This window comes from Marisediminicola sp. LYQ85 (genome assembly GCF_046600695.1).
Lineage (GTDB): Bacteria > Actinomycetota > Actinomycetes > Actinomycetales > Microbacteriaceae > Marisediminicola.
The window spans coordinates 277,567-296,720 of the sequence record NZ_JBKIWO010000002.1 but is presented as its reverse complement, the minus strand read 5'-3'; the positions used below and the strand labels follow the sequence as shown (position 1 = coordinate 296,720).

Below are 19,154 nucleotides of genomic sequence, written 5' to 3'. Positions count from 1 at the left end.
CTTGCGGTGGTGTCGGGGATGCGGCGTGCGACGTCACTGTCGGCGCGGAGATGTGGGGGCGCGATCGCGCCGGAGACAACCCTACCCTCACGTGAGGGTATAGTTGTTCTCGTGCCTGAACGGATGCAGATCGGCGAACTCGCAGACAAGACAGGACTCTCGCTGCGCACCATCCGCCACTACGACGAGGTCGGTCTGCTTCATCCCTCCGACCGGTCTGACGGTGGCTTCCGTCTCTACGACGACGACGATCTCGAACGACTCATGGTGATCCGCCGCATGAAGCCCCTCGGTTTCAGTCTCGACGAGATGGGCGAGGTGCTCGACATCGTGCACGCCCTCGAGAACACCCCGGCCGAGACGGATGTCGCCGCCGCCCGGGAGCGCCTGCAGGGGTTCATCGTCGACGCCGAGCAACGCCGCGAACGCCTCCGCGACCACCTCGCGTGGGCAGACGAGTTCATCGCCCAGCTCCGCTCCCGGTGAGCTGTACAGACCCTGTTCGCGCCGCCGTCGCCCGTCTCACGCGGTCGAGGGTGGAGAATAGGGGAGACGAGCCCTCACCGCGCCGCCTCCGGCCCGCGCCCCGCTCGCCCCACACACGCATTCCTGCACCATCCACACGACTTCAGAGAGAAGCCCTATGACCATGCATCCGCTCGATCTCGGCAAACCGCCCCGCCTCAACGACGGCGCCCTGCGCGTCACCGCCCTCGGGGGGCTCGGCGAGATCGGTCGCAACATGACCGTGTTCGAGCACAAGGGCAAACTGCTCATCGTCGACTGCGGCGTGCTGTTCCCCGAAGAGAACCAGCCGGGCATCGACGTCATCCTGCCCGACTTCTCGTCGATCCGTAACCGCCTCGACGACATCGAGGCGATCGTGCTCACCCACGGCCACGAAGACCACATCGGTGGCGTGCCGTACCTCCTGAAGGAGCGCGAAGACATCCCCGTGATCGGGTCGCAGCTCACGCTCGCGTTCCTCGGGGCGAAGCTCCAGGAGCACAAGCTCAAGCCGCCGTTCATCACGGTGAAGGAGGGCGAGACCCGCGAGATGGGTCCGTTCGACCTCGAGTTCGTCGCCGTCAACCACTCCATCCCCGACGGCCTCGCGATCGCGATCCGCACCGATGCGGGCCTCGTGCTGCACACGGGTGACTTCAAGATGGACCAGTTCCCTCTCGACAAGCGCATCACCGACCTCGGGGCGTTCGCGCGCCTCGCCGAGGAGGGTGTCGACCTGTTCCTCGTCGACTCCACCAACGCGGAGGTGCCCGGCTTCACGATGTCGGAGGAGGGCATCCGCCCGGCCGTCGACGAGGTGTTCCGCACCGCGCCCCGCCGCATCGTCGTGTCGAGCTTCGCGAGCCACGTGCACCGCATCCAGCAGGTTCTCGATGCCGCGGCACGCCACAACCGCAAGGTCGCGTTCGTCGGCCGCTCGATGGTGCGCAACATGGCGATCGCCGGTGACCTCGGCTACCTCAACGTGCCCAAGGGTCTCGTCGTCGACCTCAAAGAGCTCGAGCGGATGCCCGCAGACAAGGTCGTGCTCGTGTGCACCGGCTCGCAGGGTGAACCCATGGCCGCCCTCTCGCGCATGGCGAGCCGCGAGCACATCATCAAGATCGGCGAGGGCGACACCGTGCTTCTCGCGAGTTCGCTCATCCCCGGCAACGAGAACGCCATCTACCGCGTGATCAACGGACTCACCCGCTGGGGTGCGAACGTCGTGCACAAGGGCAACGCGAAGGTGCACGTCTCCGGCCACGCGAGTGCGGGCGAGCTCGTCTACTGCTACAACATCGTGAAGCCGTCGAACGTCATGCCCGTGCACGGCGAGTGGCGCCACCTCGTGGCCAACGCCGAACTCGCGATCCGCACGGGTGTCGCCGAAGACCGCACCCTCATCGCCGAGAACGGTGTCACCATCGACCTCGTCGACGGGCGTGCATCCATCACCGGTCGCGTGAAGGTCGACTACGTCTTCGTCGACGGCGCCCACGTGGGTGGGGCGAGCGAAGAGGCACTCAACGATCGCCGCGTGCTCGCCGAGGAGGGCGCCATCACGGTGCTCGGGATCTTCGACCAGAAGACCGGCAAGCTCGTCGAGCCGGTCGAGTTCTTGGCGCGCGGGTTCGTGCACGACGACCAGTGGATCCGCGAGGCGACCCGCGCGATCGACGACGCCATGAAGGCGCAGCGCGTGCGCGACGGCCAGGAGCTCGAGCAGCTCTTCACCAAGACGCTCGGACGCTGGCTGCAGCGCAAGCACCGCCGCTCGCCCGTGATCACGGCGATCGTGGTCGACGCGTAGGCGATCGAGTTCGAGGAGGGGGTTCCGCTGAGGCGGGACCCCCTTTGTGCGTGCCGTCGCGGCCGGTCCGATCCCGTTCGCGCCGTCATCCGCTGATCGGGTGGATCGGATGTGCGAAACGTCGTGGCCACAGCGCGCATCCTCGCATCGGCGCGGCTCCGGCTCCCAATGCCGGCTCCCCGTGCCGGCTGCCCCGAACCCGGGTTGATCGCGCGGGCGCCGGGCCGATCGGCATCCGCCGGGCACATCAGAACAGCGGATGCCGAAATGGGCGGCGGATGTCGCGAGCTACGCGCATCAACCTGCCACGCGCGCTAGCGCCCGCACGCGCGCCCGCGCGCGCGTCACGCCCGGCGAACGACGAGGTCCCGACACCCATCGGGTGCCGGGACCCCGGTGCAGGGTCGAGTCGCTGTCTAGCTGCGGTCGTTACCGTGCTCGGGGAGCTCGTCGGAGTCGCGGAGTGCGCGGCGCACGTCGTCGACCTCGTCGGGGCCGACCTCGCGGTCTTCCCCTGCCGGCCCGGTCGCCCCGGGTGCACCGGCGGCCCCGGGGGCAACGGTGCGCGTGGCCCCGGTCGGCGCGGTCGTCGCCTTCGCACCGCCGCGCAGCCTCTCGCCGAGGCGACGCAGCGGGTGCACCGGCTCGCGTTCGCCCGGTGCTTCGACCTCGAGTCCGTAGAACTCGCCGATGTCGCCGACGAACGCGGCACGCCGGGCGCGATCGTAGGCGCGACGTTCCCGCTGGAAGGCGATGACGGTCGCGATGCACATGAGGATCATGACGACGCTGAAGGGCAGTGCTGACAGGATCGCCGCGGTCTGCAGTGCGTCGAGTCCCCCCGCGAGGAGGAGTGCGATGGCGAGCACCGACGTGGCGACGGCGAAGAATACGCGGATGCGGTTCTTCGGGTCGGGCGAGCCACCCGTGGCGATCATCGACATGACGAGTGAGCCGGAGTCCGACGAGGTGACGAAGAACACACCGATGAGCAGGATCGCCCCGAAGGTGAGCACGATCTCGCCGGGCATGCCCTCGAAGAGGGCGAAGAGGGCGGAGTTGGAGTCGACGGAGCCGTCGTCGCCGACGAGCCCGCCCGCGCCGTAGAGCTCGCGGTAGAGCGCGCTCCCGCCGAGCACCGCGAACCAGAGGAACGTGATGAGCGTCGGCACGAGGAGAACTCCCATGACGAACTCGCGCACGGTGCGGCCGCGCGAGACGCGGGCGATGAAGACACCGACGAACGGGGCCCACGACATCCACCAGCCCCAGTAGAAGGTCGTCCAGCCCGCTTGCCACTCTTCGCCCTCGGTGCCCGCGAAGGCGCTCACGGTGAAGCTCAACCCGAGGAAGTTCTGCAGGTAGTTTCCGATCGACTGCACGAACTCGCGCAGGAGGAACTGGGTCGGGCCCGCGAAGAGCAGGAAGATCAGGAGCGCTGCGGCGAGAAGCAGGTTGGCTGTCGACAGCCACTTCATGCCGCGCCCGATCCCCGACACGAGCGAGATGATCGTGAGACCGGTGATGATCGCGATGACGATGATCTGGATGGTGAGCGACGACTCGACGATGCTCGCCGACTCGAGACCCGCGGAGATCTGCAGCACGCCGAGGCCGAGCGAGGTCGCGACACCGAAGACGGTTCCGACGAGAGCGATGACGTCGATCGCGTTGCCCCAGCCGCCGCGCACGCGCTTGCCGAGCAGGGGCTCGAGAGCCCAGCGGATCGAGACGGGGCGGCCGCGACGGTGGATGGCGTAGGCGAGGGCGAGTCCGACGACCACGTAGATCGCCCAGGCGTGGAGCCCCCAGTGCAGGAAGGTCTGCGACATGGCCGCTTGCGCGAGCTCGGTGTCGGAGCCGGTCACACCCGGACGCGGGCTCGCGTAGTGGGTGAGAGGCTCGGAGACACCGTAGAAGACGAGGCCGATGCCCATCCCGGCGGCGAAGAGCAGCGAGATCCAGGCGAGCAACGAGAACTCGGGCTTGTCGTCGTCGTTGCCGAGTTTGATGTCGCCGAATCGGCTCGCCCCCATCCAGATCGCGAAGACGACGAACATCGCGGCGAGGAGCACGTAATACCAGCTGAACGAGTTGACGACCGTGGTCTGCAGGGTCGAGAAGACGTTCGTGGCGACATCAGGCGCGATGAGCGCGAAAGCCGCGATGCCGAGGATGATGACGGCGGCGGGCCAGAACACCCAGACGGCGAGGCGCGAGGGTGCAGGGGTGACGTCAGGGGCGTCGGGAGACGCGCCTTTCGTGGCGGACGTGCGGTCGAGCTTGGTCAGGGGGTGCTCCTATCTCGTTGGGGCGCGGAAGTCACACGGGAAATGCACAGCGTTCGAGGCTACCCGAGCACGCTGAGTGCCGCGTCGCCCGGCCGTGCGATCGAAACCGGCCTCAGCCGCGCCCGAATGCCGCGACTTCGCCGAGCAGCACGTCGGGGTGCAGTTTCTGCAGCGCTTGCAACCGCCACTGCGTGCTGAAGAGCGCGATGAGCGCGCCATCCGATCTCGTGAGCACTTCGCACTGGCGCTCCTTCTCGAGAGCGGCTGCTCCGGCGGGGTCTGTACCTCTCGCGACCTCGTACGGCAGGGTTTCGAGGCGGATGGCGGCACCGAAGTCGTGGGTCATCCTCTCGACGACGACCTCGAATTGCATGGGGCCCACAGCGCCGAGCACCGGGGACTGGTCTCCGCGCAGGTCGCTTCGCATCACCTGGATGACGCCCTCGTGGTCGAGCTGCTCGATTCCGCGGCGGAACTGCTTGTGCTTGCTCGAGTCGGCGGAGCGCGCGACCCTGAAGTGTTCGGGCGAGAACATCGGCAGTCGGGGAAACTCGACGGGGGTGCCCTCGAACACCGAGTCGCCGACGCGCAGCGCCGACGCGTTGACAAGCCCGACGACGTCGCCCGGCCACGCGTAGTCGGCTACTTCGCGCACGCGACCGAAGAGCTGCTGGGCGTATTTCGTGGCGAACGGGCGCCCGGTGGCCTGGTGGGTCACGATCATCCCGCGGCGGAACAGCCCCGAGCACACGCGCACGAACGCGACGTGGTCCCGGTGCGCGGTGTTCATCCCCGACTGCACTTTGAAGACGAAGCCCGAGAAGTCGGTGTCGACCCCGCGACGCTCGCCCGCGGCATCCACTCGGGCGTCGGCGGGCGGAGCGATCTCGACGAGCGTCTCGAGCAGTTCGTGCACACCGAACCCTGCGACGGCGGCACTGAACAGCACGGGCGTGGTCTCGTTGCCGAGAAAGCGCTCGTCGTCGTGATCCTGCCCTTCGGCGTCGAGGAGCTCGACCTCTTCGACGGCGGTCTCCCACGCGACCCCCTCGCGCTCCTCGGCTTCCGCGGGCGACAGTCGCTCGGCGATCGGCCTCGTCGCACCTCCCGGGGAGCGGTCGAAGTGCACGAATTCGCCCGTCGAGCGGTCGAGCACCCCGCGGAAGTCGCCCGCGATGCCGACCGGCCACGTGAGAGGGGTCGGCACGAGTCCGGTGCGGTCTTTGATCTCGTCGAGCAGCGCGAGGGCGTCGAGGCCCGGGCGGTCCCACTTGTTGATGACGGTGATCACGGGCAGGTCGCGCTGCTTGCACACCGCGAAGAGCTTCATCGTCTGCACCTCGAGGCCTTTGGCGGCGTCGACGAGCATGACGGCGGCGTCGACGGCCGAGAGCACGCGGTAGGTGTCTTCGGAGAAGTCGGCATGGCCGGGGGTGTCGACGAGGTTGATGATCGTGTCGTCGTAATCGAACTGGATCGCGGTCGACGTCACCGAGATGCCGCGCTCCTGCTCCATCGCCATCCAGTCGGAGACGGTGCCGCGACGGCCCGCCTTGCCGTGCACGGCTCCCGCGGTCGTGATGGCGCGGGCGTGCAGCAGCAGCGCTTCGGTGAGCGTCGACTTGCCGGCATCCGGGTGCGAGATCACCGCGAAGGTGCGGCGGCGACGGGCCTCGGTCGCGATGTCGAGGTCGGCGGCGTCGACGGGCTGAGCCATGATTCCTGGTTTCGGTGGATGTCGGGGAGCGGATGTCTGCCACTCGCCGACGGGGGCGGCACCGGGGCGATGCCGCCGACGCGAAGTCGGCACCACCGCCGAGGCGGTGGACGGGTCAGGCGGCGAGCAGGGAGCTGATCGCGGAGGTGAAGAGGGTGAGGCCGTCGGTGCCCGAGCGCATGGCGAGCGGGGTGTCGGGGCCGAAGCCCTCCTCGACGGCGTGTTCGGGGTGCGGCATGAGGCCCACGACGTTGCCGCGCTCGTTCGAGACGCCCGCGATGTCGTCGATCGACCCGTTGGGGTTCACGCCGAGGTAGCGGAAGACCACGCGGCCTTCGCCCTCGAGTCGCGCGATGGTCTCGGCGTCGGCGATGAACCCGCCTTCGCCGTTCTTGAGCGGGATGGTGATCTCGGCTTGCTCGGCGAAACCGTTCGTCCACGCGGTCGACGTGTTCTCGACGCGCAGTCGCTGGTCGCGGCAGATGAAGCTGCCGTGGTCGTTGCGGATGAGCCCGCCGGGGAGGAGGTGCGCTTCGGCGAGCATCTGGAAGCCGTTGCAGATGCCGAGCACGGGCATGCCGCGCTCGGCCGCCGTGACGACCTCGGCCATGATCGGCGAGAGGCTCGCGATCGCACCGGCACGCAGATAGTCGCCGTAGCTGAAACCGCCGGGCAGAACGAGGGCGTCGACACCGTGCAGGTCGTGCTCGCCGTGCCACAGGGCCACGGGCTCGGCGCCCGCGAGTCGCACGGCGCGCTGGGCGTCGCGATCGTCGAGGCTTCCCGGGAAGGTGATGACGCCGACGCGCATCAGACGGAGGCCTCGTCGGCGACGCGCACGCTCACGACGTCTTCGATGACCGCGTTAGACAGCACCGTGTCGGCGATCTCGCGGATGTCGGCGAGCACTGCGTCGGTCACGTCGCCGTCGACCGTGATCTCGAACCTCTTGCCGACGCGCACGTCGGAGATCTGAACGTGGCCCGTGCGCGCGAGCGCGCCGGCGACGGCCTTTCCTTGGGGGTCGAGAAGTTCGGCCTTGGGCATGACCTCGACGAGGATTGTGGGCACCGGTCACTCCGTTTGCGAGTCGGGCGGTGGCGGTTCGCGCGAGACCGCACGACCAGCCGGGAATAGTGCCCAGTCTACCGACGCTCGCCGCGCGCATCCGCAAGCCCCCGCTCGGTAGCGCGGGAGGGCTGTACTGTCGAAACTTGACGATAGGGGTTGCCATGTTCACACGTTCACGCCCGGCCCGGGTGGCCGAGCAGGTCGACCCGACGAAGACACCCAAGTCGCTGTGGACCGACCCCCTCGGCGCCGCCGCGACCCGGGCGGCGCAAGCGCTCCTGCTGCTGCTCGTCGTCATCGCCGTCATCTACGCGACGGTGACCCTCAAGCTCGTCGTCATCCCCGTGATCATCGCGCTCATCATCGCGTCGGCGCTGCGACCGGTCGTGCGCTGGCTCGAGAGCGTCATGCCCCGCACCCTCGCGGCGATCATCTCGCTGCTCCTCGGCGTCTCGGTGCTCGGCGGGATCATCACGGGTGTCGTGTTCGCGGTGCAAGCGGAGTACGACAGCCTCGAGCAGTCGGTGCTCGAAGGCATCGACGAACTCATCGCCCTCGTGCAGAACGGCGGCCTTCCGGTCGATCAGGATGTCATCAACGACGCCATCGCCGCGGGTCAGGACTTCTTGACGAGCAGCCAGTTCGGTTCGGGTGCGCTCGCCGGTGTCACGACCGCGGTCGAGTTCCTCACGGGAACCGTGCTCTTCATCTTCATCCTGTTCTTCTTCCTCAAGGAGGGCCCGCAGATGTGGGCGTTCCTGATCAAGGCGTTCGACGCCGAGACGCACACGAAGGCGCGCAACGCGGGCAACCGCGCGGTCGAGGTTCTCGGCGGATACATCCGCGGCACCGCGACCGTGGCCCTCGTCGACGCGGTGATCATCGGAATCGGGCTGTTCGTGCTCGACGTGCAGCTCGCCCTGCCTCTCGCGGTCATCGTGTTCATCGGAGCGTTCATCCCCATCGTGGGTGCGACCGCCGCGGGCATCATCGCGGCCCTCGTCGCGCTCGTGACCAACGACCTCAACACGGCGATCATCGTCACGATCATCGTCGTCGCGGTCAACCAGCTCGAAGGCAACCTGCTCGCGCCGTTCGTGCTCGGCAACGCCCTCAAGCTCAACGGCCTCGTCGTGCTGCTCGCGTTGACCGCGGGAACCGTTCTCGGCGGCATCGTCGGAACCCTCCTCTCCGTGCCGCTCACCGCGGTCGCGTGGGCGATCGTCAAGTCGTGGAGCGGTGAGAACGTGCCCGTGCCCGGCATCGACACCCCCAAATCGGCGCGAGGCAGATACGTGTCTCAAGCGGCCGACCGCAAGTCGAAGGTGTCGCGCGGCCTCCTGCGCAAGCCCGCGAAGTCGTAGCGCCCCTCGACAGTCGTCGTGCCCTCGATGGGCTCAGTGGCCCCCGGTCACCGAGCCTGTCGACACGGTGCGCTAGTCGAGCTTGACGCGGGAGTCGGCGCGGTGTGCCGACTGCTCGACGAGCCGCGCATTGGCGTCGTCGGGGCCGAGAGCCCAGGCGCGGGCATCCGACTCCGACTTTCCGAAGCGGATGTGTCGGGCCACGAGTCTCTCGAGCCGCAGCTCTCGCGCGACCTCGACGACCATCGCGTGGTCGAGCAGCGCCGCGACCTCGACCCAGCTCCCGATCTCGAGCAGGAGATAGTTGCCCTCGACGACCACGATGCGGGTGTCGGCGGCGATCGTGACGGCGTGGGGCACAGCCTCTTCCACGGTGCGATCGAAACCGGGCGCGGTCGTCTCGCCGCCGTATCCGGCTCGCACGCGCCGCAGCGTCGCGACGAAGCCGTCGACGTCGAACGTGTCGGGGGCGCCCATGCGATCGCGGCGCCCGAGCTCGACGAGGCGCCGCTGCGACAGGTGGAAGCCGTCCATCGGCAGAACCGCCACGCGCTCACCGTGCTCGCGGAGTCGCGAAACGAGAGCCGCGCTGAGCGTCGACTTTCCGGCCCCCGGTGCGCCCGCTATTCCGATGAGCACGCGATCGCGACCGCTCCGGGCGGCATCGCCGCTCACGTCGAGCACGGTGACCACGACCTCCTCGAGGGTCGAGAGAGTGCGGGGCGAGGCGGTCACGAGGGAGCGTCGCCGAGGGTGAACCCCACCGTGTCTGCGTAGTCGAAGACGTATTCCGCCCACATGCGATAGCCGTCACGGCTGGGGTGGAACCGGTCGGTCGCGAAGAAGCCGTCGACGTAGGGCGGGGGCGGCGGAATGGCGATGACCCCGTCGAGGCGCTCCACGGCAGCGCGCGCGGCGGCGTCGAGACTCATCGCGTGCGCTCCGAGGGTGGATCGCAGCGGTTGAGGCAGCAACTCGAACCTGTCGAATCGCGGCAGAAGCGAGACGAGCACGGTTGCGTCGGGGCTCGCCTCGCGCATGCGGGCGACGATCGCCGCGACATCCCTGGCGAAGGATGTCCGCGACCGCAACCCGAGGGCGTCGTTCGCGCCGATCGTGAGGAGGGCCAGGTCGAAGGGCTGGGCCGTGGCCGCACCGAGGTGGCTCTCGACGACATCGCGAGCGGTCGCACCGTTTCGACCGAAGGCCGCGTACTGGGTGCCGCGGGCGAAGCGCCTCTCGATCTCCACGGCGAACCATCCGGGCAGCGCGTCGTCTTGGGTGTCGGCTCCGACACCGGCCGCCGTCGAGTCGCCGACCACCACGAGTCGAACGGGGTCGGGCCCCGGTCTCGACCCCGACCACGGCAGCGCCGCGTCGGGCAAGCGGGGGGTGTCTCGCCGCAGCCGTCTGCTCTGTCGCCACAGCACCGGAGCTCGGGGCAGAGCGGCGAGGCGGGTGAAGGCGGTCACGCGCTCGACGTTACCCGGATGGTGTTGTTCCACGGGTCGGAGATCGTCACGGTGCGCCCGTCGTCGGCGGGAGCGGATCCGAAGTGGGTCATGCGCTCCACGAGTGCGCCGACTTCGTCGGACGAGGGCACGACGATGTCGACTTCGCCGAGGCCGAGCGCTCGCGTTCGCGGGCTCGCCCCCCGTGATGCCCACGTGTTCATGGCCATGTGGTGGTGATATCCGCCCGCGCTCACGAAGAGGGCCTGGTCGCCGAGCGCGGCGGTCGTCTCGAAACCCAGACGGTCGACGTAGAACTCCCGCGCCTGAGCGATGTCCCCGACCGAGAGGTGCACGTGCCCGACCTCGGCGCCGCCGGGGCTCAGGGGTGTCGTCGAGGCCGCGGCCGTGTCGAGTTCGATGTGCTCGCGGATGAACGCGTTGGGGTCGAGGGCGAGCGTCGCCATCTCGATGTGGCCGTGCACCCAGCTCCACTGCGTCCGATCGCGGTCCCAATAGAGCTCCACGCCGTTGCCCTCGGGGTCGGTGAAGTAGAACGCCTGGCTCACGAGGTGGTCGGCGCTCCCGGTGAAGCTCGCCGGCGCGAGGGTCGCGGTCGAATACACGGCGGCCGCGAGCGCGGCGCGCGACTCGAAGAGGATCGCGGTGTGGAAGAGCCCCGCCGAGCCGAGGGCGGCGGGCGAGAGGTCGGGAGCGAACTCGAGGTGGATGAGTGCGCGCCCGCCTCGACCGAGAGTGACGGTGCCGGCGTCCGCCGCGAGCACGTCGAGTCCGATCGCGTCGCGGTAGTAGCGCGTCATGGCGTCGGGGTCGGCGACGAGGAGGGTCACCGCACCCATCGCGGTGTCGGCGGGCAGGAGATCGGGGGCCATGGTCGAGTCAACCGGTGTCGCGTCGCGGGCATTCCGAAAAAACTTCGGCCCGAGTGCATCCAAAACGCGGTCTGTGGGGGAAGTCCTCTATGTAACCCACCGAACCGCCCCCCGGGGCATGAACAGGAGTATCCCGTGAAATCACGTATTGCCGCTGGCGGAGCTGCCGGCGCCGCCATTCTCGTCGCTCTCGCTGCTCCCCTCTCGGCGAGTGCCGCGACCGCCGACACCGCCCAGCTGACCGTCTTCCACGGCATCCCCGACACTCCCGTCGACGTCTACGTCAACGGTGACCTGACCCTCGACGACTTCGAGCCCGGCACGGTGACCGATGAGCTCTCGCTGCCCGCCGGCGACTACGCGCTCGCACTCACGGCGCCCGACGCCGAGTCGGCCGACGACCCGATCCTCGAGGCCGACGTCACGCTCGCCGCGGGAGCCAACTACACCGCCGCAGCCCACCTCACCGAGGGTGGCGACCCGGCGCTCGCCGCGTTCGAGAACGACATCTCGGCGACCGCAGCCGGCGAGGGACGTCTGACCGTGCGTCACGCGGCAGCAGCCCCCGCCGTCGACGTTCTCGCGGGCGGCGACGCCGTCGTGAGCGACCTGTCGAACCCCAACGAGGCGATCCTCGACCTCGCCGCGTCGACCGTGTCGGCGTCCGTCGCCGCGACGGGAACCACCGAAGCCCTCATCGGCCCGGCCGACGTTCCCATCACCGAGGGCGTCAACACGATCGTCTACGCGTGGGGCAGCCTCGACGACGACAACCTCGACCTCGCCGTGCAGACCGTCGAAGGACTCCACACGCCGCCGGCCGGCATCCCCGCCGGTCAGACCGGTGAAGCGGCCGCGCTCGCGTCGAGCCAGTCGACCTGGTTCGGCGTCGGAGCGCTCGGTCTCATGCTCGCCGCCGCGGGTGCGTTCTTCGCGTCGCGCCGCTCGGCCGCACGCCGCTGAGATCGAATAACACCATCACGATGATCAGGGGACGGGCGGGGGTCGCGCTTATCGCGTCGGCTCTCGCCCTGCCCCTGATCGTCGGGTGCACGAGCCCCACCCTCGAGCCCGTCGCGTCGCCCGCCCCCTCCGCGAGCGTCGCGCCGACCCCCGAAGCCTCGCCCGACGCCGGCGAGACGGCCGTGCCGGAGATCGGCACGCGCGACGCCTCGATCGAGGCGCTCGCGGCATCCGACACGATCGTTCCGACGCGTCTGACGATGCCCGACCTCGACATCGACATGACGGTCGAGGCGCACGGGCTCGACGCCGAGGGAGCGATGGGTCTGCCCGAAGACGCGGCCACCGCGGGGTGGTACCGATTCGGGCCGGGAGCGAACGCCGACGAGGGGGCGACGGTCATCGCCGCCCACATCGACTCCCGTCACGACGGGATCGGACCGTTCAGCCGCTTGCCGAACGCCGCCGAGGGCAGCGTCGTGACGCTCTCGGGCGACGACGGCACGCAGACCGACTATGTCGTGACCGAGGTGCGCACGGTCGGCAAGATCGACGCACCGATGGCGGAAGTCTTCGACCGGAGTGGTTCGCCTCGACTCACCCTCGTGACGTGCGGCGGGGCATTCGATTCTGCGACCGGCCACTACGTCGACAACGTCATCGTCACGGCGGTGCCCGTCGCCGACTCTCCGAGCGAGTGACATGGGCGCCGACGCCGACCGACCCGTCGGAGGCGCTCCCGCGCGATCGGGGGTACCGTGATGTCGGGCGTCGCAACGACTGCGGCGCCGAGATCGCTCCGCCTCACCAGGACACCCGTGACTGAACTGATCCACGACGACCAGTCGTCGCTCGCCACGACGTTCGTGGCGGGAGACGAGCGGGCGCTCGCCGAGATGTACGACCGGTGGAGCAGGCTCGTCTACTCGATGGCCCTGCGCTCTCTCGGTGACCGCGTCGAGGCTGAAGATGTGACTCAGAAGGTCTTCGTGTCGGCGTGGATCGGGCGCCACACGTTCGATCCGGGCCGAGCCAGACTCGCCGCCTGGATCGTCGGGATCGCGAAGAACACGATCGCCGACGCCCACGCGAGGCTCGCGCGGGAGCGCCGCGACCGGGAGGCGCTCATGGCGTCACTCGAGGTCGACGAGGGTGAGTGGAGCGACGACATCGCCGACCGCCTGCTCATCGCCGACGAGCTCGCCCAGCTACCCGACACGCCTCGCCGCATCATGGCTCTCGCGTTCTACGACCACCTGACACACTCTCAGATCGCCGACCGCGAGGGCATGCCGCTCGGTACGGTCAAAAGTCATATCCGTCGAAGCCTCGATCGGCTCCGAACAAGATTGGAGGTGAATGACGATGCATAGTGACCCCGACATCATCGCGATGATCGCGATGGGCGAGACCGACGGTTTGCGCGACGACGTGGAGCACATCCGCGACTGCCCCGAGTGCGCCCACGAACTCGAGAGCCTCACGCGCGTGGCCGACCTCGCGCGCTCCGGTCGCCCGGGCGACGCTCTCGCGACCCCCGACCCCGAGGTCTGGAACCGCATCAGTCAGTCCCTCCAGCTGTCGCCCGACGTGCGGCCGGCGACGGTGAGCGAAGCGGATGCCGCGGCAGCACCCCGAGCGCCGGAGACCTCCGTCGACGTCCCCCTCCGTGAGCGGCGCCGCACGAAGCACGCGTCGCGACGTGGGGTGAACTCGCGCACACGCACGCAGCGGGTGCTCCTCGGCGTGAGTGCGACACTCCTCGCTGTCGGAGCGCTCGCGGCGGTCACGGCCGTCGTGGTCGGCCGACTCGCCGACCCGACCCCGCTCGCCTCCGCGTCGCTCGACCCTCTCGATGCCCACCCCGACGCGTCGGGTGATGCGACCGTCGAGGTCGCATCGAGCGGTGTGCGCGACGTCGTCGTCTCGGTTGCGGGCGGCCCCGCACCTGCAGGCGACTACCGCGAGGTGTGGCTGCTCAACTCCGACCTCGACGAGCTCATCAGCCTCGGTGTGCTCGAGGGCGACGTCGGCCGGTTCACGATCCCCGACGGCGTCGACCTCGCCGACTTCCCCATCGTGGATGTCTCGGTCGAACCGCTCGACGGCGACCCGGCCCACTCGGGCGACTCGATCGTGCGCGGAACGCTCGACCTGTAGCGCGCGGTCAGTCCGTGAGGCGGGAGATGAGCTCGCCGTAGCGCGAGGCGGTGCGTTCGACGACATCCGCGGGCAGTTCGGGCGGGGCCTCGCCGTCGGGCGCCGACGGGTCCCAGTGCTGCAGCAGCCAGTTGCGCACGATCTGTTTGTCGAAACTGTCGGCGTGATTGCCGTCGGCATACGACCGGGCATCCCAGAAGCGGCTGCTGTCGCTCGTGAGCACCTCGTCGCCCAACGTGAGGATCCCCGACGAGTCGATGCCGAACTCGAACTTGGTGTCGGCGAGGATGACGCCGCGCTCCGCCGCGATCTCCGATGCGCGCGCGAAGATCTCGAGGCTCACCGAGCGCAACTGTTCGGCACGCTCCGCCCCCACGAGTTCGACGGTGCGCTCGAACGTGATGTTCTCGTCGTGGTCACCGAACGCCGCCTTGAACGCGGGAGTGTAGATCGGTTCGGGCAGGCGGTCGCCGTTCGAGAGGCCCTCGGGCAGCGGCACGCCGCACACGCTCTGCGTGCGCTCGTACTCGAGCCAGCCCGACCCCACGAGGTAGCCGCGCACGACGCACTCGATCGGCAGCATCTCGAGATCGGTCACGAGCATCGATCTCGCGGCCACGTCGTCGGGCACGCCGTCGAGGCCCGTCGCCGGAGCCGTCACGATGTGGTTGGGCACGTCGAGCTGCTCGAACCACCACACGCTCAAGCGCGTGAGCAACTCGCCCTTGCCCGGAATGCCGGGAGACAGGATGTGGTCGAACGCGCTCACCCTGTCGCTCGCGACCACGAGCATCCGCCCGGGCTGCTCGGGCGAGCGGTAGAGGTCGCGCACCTTGCCCGAGTAGACGTGCGTCCAGCCGGCGAGCACGGGGGCGTCGGTCATCGGGGTGGCCTCGGGCTCGCGACGCTCTCGGCGATGTCGGTGCGATAGTGGCCGCCGTCGAGGTGGATGGCGGCGAGAGCGCGATACGCGCGGTCCCTCGCGGCGGCGAAGTCGGGTGCCGTCGCGACCACACTGAGCACGCGACCGCCCGTCGCCACGAGTTCGTTGCTGCTCACGGCCGTCGCGGCGTGGGCGACCGTGACGCCGTCGATGGCGAGGGCGTCGTCGAGACCGGTGATGGGCCGACCGGTGAGCGGGGTCTCGGGGTATCCCTCGCTCGCGAGAACGACGCTCACCGCGACATCCGTCGAGAACCGCGGCAGCGGCTGTTCGGCGAGCACGCCGGTCGCCGCGGCGAAGAGCAGCGAGCTCAGCGGCGACTCGAGGCGCGGAAGCACCACTTGCGTCTCGGGGTCGCCGAACCGCGCGTTGAACTCGATGACCCTGATGCCGCGGCGCGTCACGATGAGGCCGCAGTAGAGCAGCCCCACGAACGGCGTCTGCTCGTCGGCGAGCTGACGCACCGTCGGAACGGCGATGGTGCGCGCGACCTCGTCGACGAACCCCTCGGGCAACCAGGGGAGGGGTGAGTAGGCGCCCATGCCTCCCGTGTTCGGGCCCGCGTTGCCGTCGGAGAGCCGCTTGAAGTCTTGTGCGGGGCTCAGCGGAACGACCGTGTGGCCGTCGGAGACGAAGAAGAGCGACACTTCCTGGCCGTCGAGAAACTCTTCGACGAGCACGCTTCCGTGGTTGAGCCAGTATTCGGCGTGAGCGATCGCGGCGGTGCGATCACCCGTGACGAGCACGCCCTTGCCCGCGGCGAGGCCGTCGGCCTTCACGACGTAGGGCGCGCCGAACTCGTTGATCGCCTCGACCGCCTCGGCGAGGGTGCCCGAGCGCGAGGCGCGCCCGGTGGGCACGCCCGCGGCATCCATGATGCGTTTCGCGAACGTCTTGCTTCCCTCGAGTTGCGCGGCGGCGCGGCCCGGACCGAACACGGCGATCCCGCGCTGGCGCAGCTTGTCGGCGACACCGGCCACGAGGGGCGCCTCGGGGCCGATGATCACGAGTTCGATATCGTTGTCGAGCGCGAAACTGGAGACGACCGCGCCGTTGGTGGGGTCGAGGTGGATCACGGCGACGTCGGCGGCGATGCCGGCGTTGCCCGGGGCGACCGTGATGTCGTGGCCCGCGTGCTCGGCGAGCAGAGCGGTGACGATGGCGTGCTCGCGGGCACCGGAACCGAGGATGAGGATTCTCACCCTGCAAGGTTAGTGGGGGTGTTGTTAGCGTTGAACCATGGCTAGAAGCAAAATCGCCGCCCCCGTCGGCGACGCGGCGGTGCGACGTTCGCTCGAGCCGGGCGCCGACGACGACACGACCGCGGTGGCCGTGCGATACCTCCTCCAGGTTCTCGCCGAGAACGCTCCGGGCAACACCGTCGAGGTGCGGGTTCCGCCCTACGGCGCCGTGCAGTGCATCGAGGGCCCGACCCACACGCGCGGAACCCCGCCGAACGTCGTCGAAACGGAGGCCACGACCTTCCTCGCGCTCGCGACCGGGTCGCTCGACTGGCCGGCCGCCGTCGGCGCGGGTCGTGTCTCGGCGTCGGGTTCGCGCGCGGACCTCTCGGCGCAATTGCCCATCGTCGGGCAGCGCGCTCCGTCGTAGGCGAGCCCGGCCGCCGACCGTGGCGGCGACTCTCGGCCCACAGCCGGCTTTCGGCGCGCAGGCGACTCCCGCCTGCATCCGAGAGAATGGACGCATGACTGCCCCCGAACCGGATGCCGACCCGCGAGGTGTGACGAGCGAAGACCGCGTGAGCGTGCGGCGTGCACCCCGCTACCCGCGGTTCATCGTGCTCGGCGCGGGTCTCGCGGCGATCGTCACGTTCATCGTGACGGGGCTCTTCCCGACCGACCCTCTCGTGGGCTTCGGAGCGCTGTTCGGCTATTTCGCGCTCATCACCGTTCCGGCCGGCGCCCTGCTCGGCGGGCTCGTCGCCATCATCCTCGACGCCGTCGCGTCGAAGCGCGCGAAAGAGCTCACCGCCGAGCGCACCACGGTCGACGCCGAGCCCGAAGAGGTCGAGGGAGACCTCGAAGACTGACGGGCCGCGTCAGCGTCGAGAGTGCGCGAGCCGCGTCGGGGTCGAGAGTGCCCGCGCCGCGTCAGTGTCGCGCGATCACCGGGTGGCTGCGGCTCGCCGCGGCCTCGAGCACGAGGTGCAGGTAGAGGGCGATGGCCGCGAGCCCGGCGAGCGGCGCGGTCACGACGACCGGCGCGAGATCGCCGGTGATCGCGAACAGCGCGAGCCCCACCGAGACGGCGGCGACGGTCAACAAGACGGCGGTGGTGCGGAGCGCTCGGCTCCCTGAGGCGTTTGCGGCGGCGGGTTGCGCAAGCGTGAAAGTGTTCGGCACGAGACCCCCATTGGTTGAGTGCGACGACCGAATTATGCTCCCCCTCGCGTGAGCGGTCAAGAGCCGGTTTCGCGAGCTCAGCTCAGCTGGTTGCGCTCCACCCAGTCGAGGTACTCGGGGGTCACCGATCCGGTCACGTAGTCGCCCGTGAAGCAGCTCATCTCGAGCGACGTCACATCCGACCCCTCGAGAATGGCCGACTCCATGTCGGCCACCTCCTGGTAGATGAGGTAGTCGGATCCGAGTTCGCGCGCGATCTCGGGGATCTTGCGGTTGTGCGCCACCAGTTCGGCGCGCGTCGGCATGTTGATGCCGTAGACGTGCGGAAAACGCACCGGGGGAGCGGCCGAGGTGAAGGTCACCTTGTTGGCGCCGGCCTGGCGCGCCATCTCGACGATCTCCTTCGAGGTCGTGCCGCGCACGATCGAGTCGTCGACGATGAGGATGTTCTTGCCCTTGAACTCCGAACTCATCGCGTTGAGCTTCTGCTTGACGCTCTTCTTGCGCTCCGCTTGCCCGGGCATGATGAAGGTGCGGCCGACGTAGCGGTTCTTGTAGAACCCCTCGCGGTATTCGATGCCGAGCTTCTGTGCCACTTGCATCGCGGCGGGGCGCGACGAGTCGGGGATCGGCATGACCACGTCGATGTCGCCCATCGGCGTGAACTTGGCGATCGTGTCGGCGAGACGGTCGCCGAGACGCAGCCGCGCGTCGTAGACGGAGATGCCGTTCATCACCGAGTCGGGCCGGGCGAGGTAGACGTACTCGAACGAGCACGGCACGAGGCGCGGGTTGGCGGCGCACTGCTGCGAGCTCATCTCGCCGTCGAGCGCGATGAACACGGCCTCGCCGGGAGCGATGTCGCGCACCATCTCGTATCCGCCGCTCTCGAGAACGAGGGACTCGGATGCCACGACCCACTCGTACCCGACCATGCCGCGGGGGCGCCGCCCGAGCACGAGCGGGCGGATGCCGTAGGGGTCGCGGAACGCGAGCAGACCGTGGCCGGGGATGAGCGCGATCGTCGCGTAGGAGCCTTCGACGCGCTCGTGCACGCGGCTCACGGCGGCGAAGAGCTGCGAGGGGTCGAGGTCGCGACCGGAGACCTGCTGCTGCAGTTCGTGCGCGAGCACGTTGACGAGCAGCTCGGTGTCGCTCGCCGTGTTGAGGTGGCGGCGGTCGATGTCGAACAGTTCTTGCGTGAGCTCGCGCGTGTTGGTGAGGTTGCCGTTGTGCACGAGAACGATGCCGTAGGGCGCGTTGACGTAGAACGGCTGCGACTCCTGCTCGTTGGCGGCGGTTCCCCGCGTCGCGTATCGCACGTGGCCGAGGCCCATCGTTCCGGGCAGGTTGCGCATGTCGCGCGTGCGGAACGCCTCGCGCACCTGACCCCGGGCCTTCACCATGTGGAAGGTGCGCCCGTCGGCGGTGGCGATGCCGGTCGAGTCCTGTCCGCGGTGCTGCAGAAGGAGGAGGCTGTCGTAGACGAGTTGGTTGGCGGGTTCCGAAGAAACGATGCCGACAATGCCGCACATGCTGAGGCGGATGCTCCAGAGAGTAAGGGAATCGGTCCGAGTGGGCCTCGAATAGTTTCGCATACCCCCGCCGCTACGCTGGT

General features: G+C 69.1%; 20 protein-coding genes. 9 read left to right on the top strand and 11 right to left on the bottom strand.

All coding sequences use genetic code 11. The features are described 5' to 3' along the window. Positions 1-111: 111 nt before the first annotated feature. Together ACLHG5_RS09720 and ACLHG5_RS09715 are read left to right on the top strand one after the other, a co-directional pair. A complete protein-coding gene (locus ACLHG5_RS09720; protein WP_411316985.1) occupies positions 112-486 on the top strand; it encodes a MerR family transcriptional regulator in 375 nt (124 codons plus the stop codon). 157 nt (positions 487-643) lie between these two features. Beyond that, positions 644-2,320 (top strand): ribonuclease J, encoded by a 1,677-nt coding sequence (locus ACLHG5_RS09715; RefSeq protein WP_411316986.1) that lies wholly within the window; start codon positions 644-646, stop codon positions 2,318-2,320. A gap of 416 nt (positions 2,321-2,736) precedes the next feature. Here ACLHG5_RS09715 and ACLHG5_RS09710 read toward each other — a convergent pair whose 3' ends face one another. The 4 genes from ACLHG5_RS09710 to purS all read right to left on the bottom strand — a co-directional run bounded on the left by ACLHG5_RS09710 (position 2,737) and on the right by purS (position 7,399). Further along, complete coding sequence (locus ACLHG5_RS09710) at positions 2,737-4,521, bottom strand: BCCT family transporter (protein ID WP_411318624.1); 1,785 nt, start codon at positions 4,519-4,521, stop codon at positions 2,737-2,739. Positions 4,522-4,723: 202 nt separating this feature from the next. Further along, positions 4,724-6,328: a peptide chain release factor 3 gene (locus ACLHG5_RS09705; protein WP_411316988.1), complete on the bottom strand. Its 1,605-nt coding sequence runs from the start codon at positions 6,326-6,328 to the stop codon at positions 4,724-4,726. Positions 6,329-6,443: 115 nt separating this feature from the next. Continuing rightward, positions 6,444-7,139 carry a phosphoribosylformylglycinamidine synthase subunit PurQ gene (gene purQ, locus ACLHG5_RS09700; RefSeq protein WP_411316989.1) on the bottom strand — a complete coding sequence of 232 codons (696 nt, stop codon included), beginning with the start codon at positions 7,137-7,139 and terminating at the stop codon, positions 6,444-6,446. Further along, a complete protein-coding gene (gene purS / locus ACLHG5_RS09695) occupies positions 7,139-7,399 on the bottom strand; it encodes a phosphoribosylformylglycinamidine synthase subunit PurS (RefSeq protein WP_411316990.1) in 261 nt (86 codons plus the stop codon). Before purS ends, purQ begins: the two co-directional genes overlap by 1 nt. A 161-nt stretch (positions 7,400-7,560) precedes the next feature. On the opposite strand from purS, the gene ACLHG5_RS09690 reads away from it, so the two are divergent. Further along, positions 7,561-8,763: an AI-2E family transporter gene (locus ACLHG5_RS09690; protein ID WP_411316991.1), complete on the top strand. Its 1,203-nt coding sequence runs from the start codon at positions 7,561-7,563 to the stop codon at positions 8,761-8,763. A 72-nt stretch (positions 8,764-8,835) separates the two neighbouring features. Here ACLHG5_RS09690 and ACLHG5_RS09685 read toward each other — a convergent pair whose 3' ends face one another. The 3 genes from ACLHG5_RS09685 to ACLHG5_RS09675 are packed head-to-tail and all read right to left on the bottom strand — an operon-like array spanning position 8,836 to position 11,107. Next, the gene (locus ACLHG5_RS09685) at positions 8,836-9,498 is read right to left on the bottom strand and encodes a nucleoside/nucleotide kinase family protein (RefSeq protein ID WP_411318623.1); all 663 of its coding nucleotides are present in this window, start codon (positions 9,496-9,498) and stop codon (positions 8,836-8,838) included. Then, positions 9,495-10,235, bottom strand: coding sequence for an SGNH/GDSL hydrolase family protein (locus tag ACLHG5_RS09680; protein ID WP_411318622.1), 741 nt, complete (start codon positions 10,233-10,235; stop codon positions 9,495-9,497). The genes ACLHG5_RS09685 and ACLHG5_RS09680 overlap by 4 nt, the downstream gene beginning before the upstream one ends. Further along, on the bottom strand, positions 10,232-11,107 hold the full coding sequence (locus ACLHG5_RS09675; protein WP_411316994.1) for a VOC family protein: 876 nt from the start codon (positions 11,105-11,107) through the stop codon (positions 10,232-10,234). The genes ACLHG5_RS09680 and ACLHG5_RS09675 overlap by 4 nt, the downstream gene beginning before the upstream one ends. 135 nt (positions 11,108-11,242) lie before the next feature. Here ACLHG5_RS09675 and ACLHG5_RS09670 point away from each other — a divergent pair, with 135 nt between their 5' ends. From ACLHG5_RS09670 to ACLHG5_RS09655, 4 genes are all read left to right on the top strand, one after another. Further along, complete coding sequence (locus ACLHG5_RS09670) at positions 11,243-12,070, top strand: DUF4397 domain-containing protein (protein ID WP_411316995.1); 828 nt, start codon at positions 11,243-11,245, stop codon at positions 12,068-12,070. A gap of 20 nt (positions 12,071-12,090) precedes the next feature. Next, positions 12,091-12,771: a class F sortase gene (locus ACLHG5_RS09665; protein ID WP_411318621.1), complete on the top strand. Its 681-nt coding sequence runs from the start codon at positions 12,091-12,093 to the stop codon at positions 12,769-12,771. A gap of 117 nt (positions 12,772-12,888) precedes the next feature. Then, the gene (locus tag ACLHG5_RS09660) at positions 12,889-13,443 is read left to right on the top strand and encodes an RNA polymerase sigma factor (protein ID WP_411316997.1); all 555 of its coding nucleotides are present in this window, start codon (positions 12,889-12,891) and stop codon (positions 13,441-13,443) included. Beyond that, complete coding sequence (locus tag ACLHG5_RS09655) at positions 13,430-14,230, top strand: anti-sigma factor (RefSeq protein WP_411316998.1); 801 nt, start codon at positions 13,430-13,432, stop codon at positions 14,228-14,230. Before ACLHG5_RS09660 ends, ACLHG5_RS09655 begins: the two co-directional genes overlap by 14 nt. Positions 14,231-14,237: 7 nt before the next feature. Here the strand turns inward: ACLHG5_RS09655 and ACLHG5_RS09650 are convergent, their stop codons facing one another. Together ACLHG5_RS09650 and purD are read right to left on the bottom strand one after the other, a co-directional pair. Beyond that, positions 14,238-15,113 (bottom strand): phosphoribosylaminoimidazolesuccinocarboxamide synthase, encoded by an 876-nt coding sequence (locus ACLHG5_RS09650; RefSeq protein WP_411316999.1) that lies wholly within the window; start codon positions 15,111-15,113, stop codon positions 14,238-14,240. Next, entirely contained in the window at positions 15,110-16,375 is a 1,266-nt protein-coding gene (gene purD, locus ACLHG5_RS09645; RefSeq protein WP_411318620.1) for a phosphoribosylamine--glycine ligase, read from the bottom strand. The genes ACLHG5_RS09650 and purD overlap by 4 nt, the downstream gene beginning before the upstream one ends. 37 nt (positions 16,376-16,412) lie before the next feature. Between purD and ACLHG5_RS09640 the strand changes: the two genes are divergently transcribed. Next, positions 16,413-16,784 (top strand): sterol carrier family protein, encoded by a 372-nt coding sequence (locus ACLHG5_RS09640; protein WP_411318619.1) that lies wholly within the window; start codon positions 16,413-16,415, stop codon positions 16,782-16,784. Between the two features lie 94 nt (positions 16,785-16,878). After that, positions 16,879-17,223, top strand: a complete 345-nt coding sequence (locus tag ACLHG5_RS09635; protein ID WP_411317002.1) for a hypothetical protein — start codon at positions 16,879-16,881, stop codon at positions 17,221-17,223. A gap of 61 nt (positions 17,224-17,284) precedes the next feature. On the opposite strand, the gene ACLHG5_RS09630 is transcribed toward ACLHG5_RS09635, so the two are convergent. Together ACLHG5_RS09630 and purF are read right to left on the bottom strand one after the other, a co-directional pair. Beyond that, positions 17,285-17,536: a hypothetical protein gene (locus tag ACLHG5_RS09630; protein ID WP_411318618.1), complete on the bottom strand. Its 252-nt coding sequence runs from the start codon at positions 17,534-17,536 to the stop codon at positions 17,285-17,287. A 77-nt stretch (positions 17,537-17,613) separates the two neighbouring features. After that, positions 17,614-19,071 (bottom strand): amidophosphoribosyltransferase, encoded by a 1,458-nt coding sequence (gene purF / locus ACLHG5_RS09625; protein ID WP_411317004.1) that lies wholly within the window; start codon positions 19,069-19,071, stop codon positions 17,614-17,616. Between the last annotated feature and the right edge of the window lie 83 nt (positions 19,072-19,154).

Coding starts and splice junctions, on each gene's coding strand:
- ACLHG5_RS09715 (WP_411316986.1), top strand. CDS start 644: ATGACCATGCATCCGCTCGATCTCGGCAAACCGCCCCGCCTCAACGAC.
- ACLHG5_RS09705 (WP_411316988.1), bottom strand. CDS start 6,328: ATGGCTCAGCCCGTCGACGCCGCCGACCTCGACATCGCGACCGAGGCC.
- purQ (WP_411316989.1), bottom strand. CDS start 7,139: ATGCGCGTCGGCGTCATCACCTTCCCGGGAAGCCTCGACGATCGCGAC.
- ACLHG5_RS09690 (WP_411316991.1), top strand. CDS start 7,561: ATGTTCACACGTTCACGCCCGGCCCGGGTGGCCGAGCAGGTCGACCCG.
- ACLHG5_RS09675 (WP_411316994.1), bottom strand. CDS start 11,107: ATGGCCCCCGATCTCCTGCCCGCCGACACCGCGATGGGTGCGGTGACC.
- ACLHG5_RS09665 (WP_411318621.1), top strand. CDS start 12,091: ATGATCAGGGGACGGGCGGGGGTCGCGCTTATCGCGTCGGCTCTCGCC.
- ACLHG5_RS09655 (WP_411316998.1), top strand. CDS start 13,430: ATGACGATGCATAGTGACCCCGACATCATCGCGATGATCGCGATGGGC.
- ACLHG5_RS09650 (WP_411316999.1), bottom strand. CDS start 15,113: ATGACCGACGCCCCCGTGCTCGCCGGCTGGACGCACGTCTACTCGGGC.
- ACLHG5_RS09640 (WP_411318619.1), top strand. CDS start 16,413: ATGGCTAGAAGCAAAATCGCCGCCCCCGTCGGCGACGCGGCGGTGCGA.
- ACLHG5_RS09635 (WP_411317002.1), top strand. CDS start 16,879: ATGACTGCCCCCGAACCGGATGCCGACCCGCGAGGTGTGACGAGCGAA.
- purF (WP_411317004.1), bottom strand. CDS start 19,071: ATGTGCGGCATTGTCGGCATCGTTTCTTCGGAACCCGCCAACCAACTC.